This is a genomic window from Leptothoe spongobia TAU-MAC 1115 (assembly GCF_018739885.1).
Taxonomy (GTDB): Bacteria; Cyanobacteriota; Cyanobacteriia; order Phormidesmidales; family Phormidesmidaceae; genus Leptothoe; species Leptothoe spongobia.
This window is the reverse complement of the sequence record NZ_JADOES010000056.1, coordinates 23030-29029: the sequence shown is the minus strand read 5'-3', so window position 1 is coordinate 29029 and position 6000 is coordinate 23030. Positions and strand designations below refer to the sequence as shown.

General features: G+C 46.0%; 5 protein-coding genes. All 5 read right to left on the bottom strand.

Annotated features, from left to right (window positions below; all coding sequences use genetic code 11):
* A partial coding sequence (locus tag IXB50_RS20090) for a mechanosensitive ion channel family protein (protein ID WP_215610783.1) occupies positions 1–1028 on the bottom strand: 1028 nt, incomplete at its 3' end.
* Between the two features lie 743 nt (positions 1029–1771).
* On the bottom strand, positions 1772–1933 hold the full coding sequence (locus IXB50_RS20085; protein ID WP_215610782.1) for a hypothetical protein: 162 nt from the start codon (positions 1931–1933) through the stop codon (positions 1772–1774).
* Between the two features lie 491 nt (positions 1934–2424).
* Entirely contained in the window at positions 2425–3258 is an 834-nt protein-coding gene (gene metF / locus IXB50_RS20080; protein ID WP_215610781.1) for a methylenetetrahydrofolate reductase [NAD(P)H], read from the bottom strand.
* A 137-nt stretch (positions 3259–3395) separates the two neighbouring features.
* Positions 3396–4778, bottom strand: coding sequence for an adenosylhomocysteinase (gene ahcY / locus IXB50_RS20075; protein ID WP_215610780.1), 1383 nt, complete (start codon positions 4776–4778; stop codon positions 3396–3398).
* A 43-nt stretch (positions 4779–4821) separates the two neighbouring features.
* Positions 4822–5976, bottom strand: a complete 1155-nt coding sequence (gene metK / locus IXB50_RS20070) for a methionine adenosyltransferase (RefSeq protein WP_215610779.1) — start codon at positions 5974–5976, stop codon at positions 4822–4824.
* Positions 5977–6000 lie beyond the last annotated feature (24 nt).

Below are 6000 nucleotides of genomic sequence, written 5' to 3'. Positions count from 1 at the left end.
GGCAGAGTAACGATATTGCCACTAAAATCTTTCAGTTTAGTACTGGCTAAAGAAATAGAATCAACATAGGCCCAGTAACCGGCCACTTTGACTTCATCACCAACATCAAAGGGTTTGTTCACCAGCAACATCAAACCACTGGCAAAGTTACCCAGGTTGCTTTGCAACGCAAAGGCTAAAACAAAACTTGCACCACCGACAACGGCTAAAATTGGGCCTAGATTCACCCCAATGGATGCCAGGGCCAGCAGGCCACCAACTACTAATACTGAACGTTTAACTATCATGACTATAAAGCCACGAAATAGGTTCGATATATTCTCAATGCGTGCAAGTGCTAAGTCAGTGACCTTACCTGCTCGAGGAGCAATAAAAGTGGCCGCGATTAAAATACCACCAACTTTTAGAAGATTGAGCCCCCATCGGATACCGCCCTCCTCTGACTGTAGCCAGGTGGTAAATCGTAGGCCTAAACCTTCGGTGTCGGTGATGTTAAATTCAAGGCCACTAACGGTATCTGAATATTGGCGGTAAAGTGTTGGATCACCCCCTTTTGACTCTAAGTCAGTCAAAACAGTATTCAGACGACTGACAAGCGTGGTTTGCTCGGTTTTCAATCCTGTTACAGCAACAACGTTCTGCTCTTTTGCAGAATCGACGGCACCACCAATGTCTTCCTCGCGAATTTTAATATCAAATTCTAAATCACTAATTTCTTGTGCCTTTTCCTGCAGGAGTCCGTACCAGGCTTCTGCTTCTGCCTGCACTTGCTCCTGAGGTAAAGGCTTCAGCAGAATTTCAAGCTGGTCAGTGGGAATCTCTGGATTGTCAGCGGTAATTGCTTCAAGAGGCTCTGCATCTGCTGCAGCGTCGTCTTCAGCAGCGGGAGTTACCACCTCAACGGGAGCAGCCTCTGCCTCTACTGCATCTCCCTGGGCTAGAGCAGGCAGGCTGAGGGCAGCAGACAGAGAAATAAGGCTTGTCGCAGCAAGGACTTGAAATTTAAAGAGGACAACAAACTTACGCATCGTTTTAACAGTTTTTGGGATAGAAAACTAAGTCAACCTAAGGGCACTCTATTTCAACCTTTCTGTAGCTGTTGTAGCCACTTGCAAAGACAAAAGCACAACTTAAATTGTTAGTCAATAAGTCACAAATCCTTATCAGTCAGATTTGATTGAAGTACTGGATGGTTTAATTCCAGACGAAGATCATTTAAGCAAACAAAAGTAAAATCCTGGTAAAATCTCTAAGCTTAAAGGAATTGCTTACTTTTATTTATATTCTAAGTCATCGCTTCTAACAGCTTGTGGTTTAAGCCTGAGCAAGAAAATTAAAAAGTGGTGATTTCAGGAGCATAAGTGGCATTATCAACTTAAATGGCAGTACTATTGTTGATTTTAAGCTTTGGGATGCCATCAATGCCTAGTATCATAGATTATCCCTAAGAAGACTAAGTGCTTGCTCACTTAAACTATAGAAATACCGGCATTATTTTAGATAAATCACCAATATTAAAGCAGTGAAAAGTAAAATCCAGGTAAAATCTGCTGTCAAACTATTTTTTAGTCCTTTAAAAAAGTGATGGCTGCATGGGAACGATTTTAAAACATATAAACGGCTACAAAATTTTACACTGTGACTACACCGACCCAGGTACGTTTGACTCTGCATTAGACGGTGTGGATAGGCTTTTCTTGATTGCACCTACAGGTTCCAAATTCTACCAGCCTGGTATATGCAAAACTTTCATATTTGGATGGGATCAACGCTAGAAGATCACAAATGTATTAACTGGTACTGAAACAGATAAGCGATCTAGGACTTGAACATCCATGTCACCCACCTGAACAGCATAATCACCACTATGATGCAAAAGCTTGGCAATCACAGAGCCAATTTGACCAGCTCCCAAAATAGTTACCTGATTCATTGTTAGGGATCTGCCAATAAATAGAATACCCGTTTGAAATTGTGTTGTAGGATTTCCTCCCCTTACGTTGGCGAAGCCTGCCCTTCGGGCTTAGGGGAGGTGCCGTAGGCGGAGAGGTTTCGACCAATAGCGCTAGTATCGAAAACCCCTCCCTGACGGTTCCCCTTCGTAAGGGGAACCAATTGTCGCCAAGCCTCTCAACGGGTACATTATTTTCCCGCATATCCCTTACTCCATTTAGCAAGACGCAGAAAACACTACCTAGAAGACAGCTAAAGGCCGACTAGTGCTAGTAGCTATTGACAATTAAACTTGTCTTAGCACTGGCTATTAAACCAGAGAAAAGTAAAACCCCGGTAAAATTTGCATCTCAATTCGTATTCTTTGCATATCGTTACACTCAGCGAGTGACATTTTTTGGTCAGGACATACTATAGCGAAAGGCACAGTCCTACGAAATGGGCCAGTTTATAAAGCCAAAGATATTCATCTCAAAATCTCAGGTTTTGCAAAATATTCAAGGTAGGTGTGGCCTGATTTAAGCTATAGAAATGAAATCCAGGAGCTTCTAGAGTGATTAACTTTTGGCATAGCTTGGTAACAACCTCCAACCCAAAAGCTTGTAGGCTGGCAGGCTCGTTTTGATAATCCAGTAGTCTTTTCTCAATCCATCGAGGAATCTCGGCTCCACACATGCGACTAAACCGAGCTAATCGTTCGTGATTGGTGATGGGCATAATCCCTGGATAAATGGGAATCGTGATGCCCTGTTGGCGACAGCGATTAACAAAGTCTTCGTAGGCGTCTGCATTATAGAAATATTGGGTGATGGCAGCCGAGGCTCCAGCCTCAACTTTGCGTTTGAAGTTAATCAAGTCCTGCTGGGCATTTTTAGCTTCAGGATGCACCTCCGGATATGCGGCAACGACGAGTGTGAACGTGTCACCATGATGTTGGCGAATAAAGGTGACAAGTTCATTGGCATAGTGAAATTCATTGGCAACATCATCGATGTCTTTGGGCAGATCACCTCTCAAGGTGACAATCTTGTCAATGCCTGCGTTTTTATAGGTCGTTAATAGTGCTTGTAAGGACTCATGGGTATCGCCAATGCAGGATAGGTGGGGAACGGCGGGAATCCCTTTGGCGTTGATGTCCAAGACCAGCTTTTGGGTGAGATCGCGAGTTGTCCCCCCGGCCCCATAGGTAATTGAAAAAAACTCAGGCTGACAGGCCGCTAAAATAGCGTGCTGCTCCATCAGTTTATCAACCCCCTCCGCCGTCTTTGGTGGGAAGAATTCAAAACTAATGGGTAATGTAGTCATTGGTATAGGGAATTTCTATAGAACTATTTAGACTTTAAAATGCTAGGAGATATAGAAACAGGACGACTTTACGAAAGGTATTCTTCCATAAAATCATCCTGGAGACTTGAAGCGTGAAAACTATACGTGCCTTACGTTTAGTACTTGTAGCTATCTGTCTTAAAGGGACCAGATACTGGCACATTAATGTAGTCAGCCTGGGTAGATGTTAGCTGGGTCATCACACCGCCAAACCCTTCTACCATATAGCGAGCCACTTCTTCGTCCAAATGCTTGGGCAACACTTCAACGGTAATTGCTACTGCCTTGTCCGCGTCAGCCTTGTCGGCAAATTTGCGCTCAAATAGAAACATTTGAGCCAGCACTTGATTCGCAAAGGAACCATCCATAATCCGAGACGGATGACCGGTAGCGTTACCTAAATTGACCAAACGTCCTTCAGCCAACAAAATCAGAAAATCTTGAGGATCGTCGCTGCGGTAAATCTGATGGACCTGAGGCTTGACTTCTTCCCAGCGCCAGGTCTGACGCATGTAGGCCGTATCAATCTCGTTATCAAAATGACCAATGTTGCAAACCACAGCACCCGGTTTCAATGCTGTCAGCATATGGGCATCACAGACATTGACGTTACCCGTAGCCGTGACCAACAAATCAATGTTGGCCAAAAGTGTCTTATTGAGGCTAGCGACACCATTGTTGACGCCATCAACATAGGGAGACACTACCTCATAGCCATCCATGCAAGCCTGCATGGCACAGATGGGATCAACTTCAGCCACTTTAACAATCATGCCTTCCTGACGCAGGGAAGCAACAGAGCCTTTACCCACATCACCATAGCCAATCACCAGGGCCTTTTTGCCAGCCATCAGGTGATCGGTGCCCCGCTTAATCGCATCATTCAAGCTATGACGACAGCCATACTTGTTGTCATTTTTCGCCTTGGTGACCGAATCATTAACATTAATGGCGGGAATCTTAAGTTCACCTTGTTCGAGCATCTCGTAAAGTCGATGAACCCCAGTGGTAGTTTCTTCAGTGACGCCATGGATGCGAGTCAGCATCTCAGGATAGGTTTCATGGATGTAACCAGTCAGGTCACCACCGTCATCCAAAATCATATTGGCGTCCCACAGGGCACCATCAGCTGCACGACAGGTTTGCTCAATGCACCACATGTACTCGTCTTCAGTTTCTCCTTTCCAGGCAAAGACGGGCACACTGGCTTCAGCGATCGCAGCTGCGGCATGGTCTTGGGTGGAGAAGATATTACAGGAAGACCAGCGGACCTCTGCGCCCAGCTCGATCAGGGTTTCGATTAGCACAGCGGTTTGGATGGTCATGTGGATGCAGCCGATGATCTTGGCCCCGGTCAAGGGCTTGCTGTCGCTGTATTTTTTGCGAATGGCCATTAGTGCAGGCATTTCGCCTTCTGCGATCGCAATTTCTTTGCGGCCCCAACTGGCCAGGCTAATATCCGCGACCTTATAGTCTTTGGTCAGTACCGAAGTGCTCATAATGGTTTAGAAGATGTTTACAGAAAAGAGGTTTGCAGGCCAATTACAGAGCTGCCTTCAGCTGTTCAGCTTTGTCAGTTTTTTCCCAAGTAAAATCAGGCAGCTCACGGCCAAAGTGTCCGTAGGCTGCTGTTGGCTGGTAGATGGGACGACGTAGATCGAGCATGTCGATCAAGCCCTGGGGACGCAGGTCAAAATGTTCTCTCACCAATGTGACGATTTTGTCATCCTCAAGTTTGCCAGTGCCAAAGGTATTCACAGAGATTGAGGTGGGTGCGGCCACACCAATGGCATAGGAGACTTGAATCTCACACATATCCGCTAACCCAGCGGCTACAACATTTTTAGCGACATAGCGTCCGGCATAGGCCGCAGAGCGATCAACCTTAGAGGGATCTTTACCAGAAAAGGCTCCACCCCCATGACGGGCCATACCGCCATAGGTATCGACAATAATTTTGCGCCCTGTTAATCCACAGTCTCCCACAGGACCACCAATAATAAACTGGCCAGTAGGATTAATATGATATTGAGTCCCCACATGGAGCCACTCGCGGGGAAGAATAGGCTTGATCATCTCTTCCATCACCGCCTCACGGATATCCCCTAAGGTCACATCTGGGTCATGTTGAGTGGATAATACAATGGCATCAATAGCAACGGGTTTGCCCTGCTCATATCTGAGCGTGACCTGGCTTTTTGCGTCTGGGCGTAACCACGACAGCTTTCCTGTTTTACGCAGTTCTGCTTGACGCTCCACCAGTCGGTGGGAATAGTAAATCGGAGCAGGCATCAACACATCGGTTTCATTGGTGGCATAGCCAAACATCAGACCCTGGTCACCCGCACCCAGATCTTTGTTTTCAGCCTCATCCACCCCCATAGCAATGTCACTGGACTGTTTGCCGATGGCATTGACAATGGCACAGGAAGCCCCATCAAATCCCACATCGGAACTGTCATAGCCGATGCCTAAAATGACATCTCGCACAATATCTTCTAGATCGACATAAGTATTGGTGCGAACTTCTCCAGCGACAATGGCCATGCCTGTTTTGACCAGGGTTTCTACGGCTACCCGCGAGTGGGGATCGCCCTTGAGCATGGCGTCAAGAATAGCATCCGAGATCTGATCGGCCATTTTGTCGGGATGACCTGCAGAGACTGATTCTGACGTAAACGTACTGTATACACTCATAAGCTAACTTATAAATCACCTAAA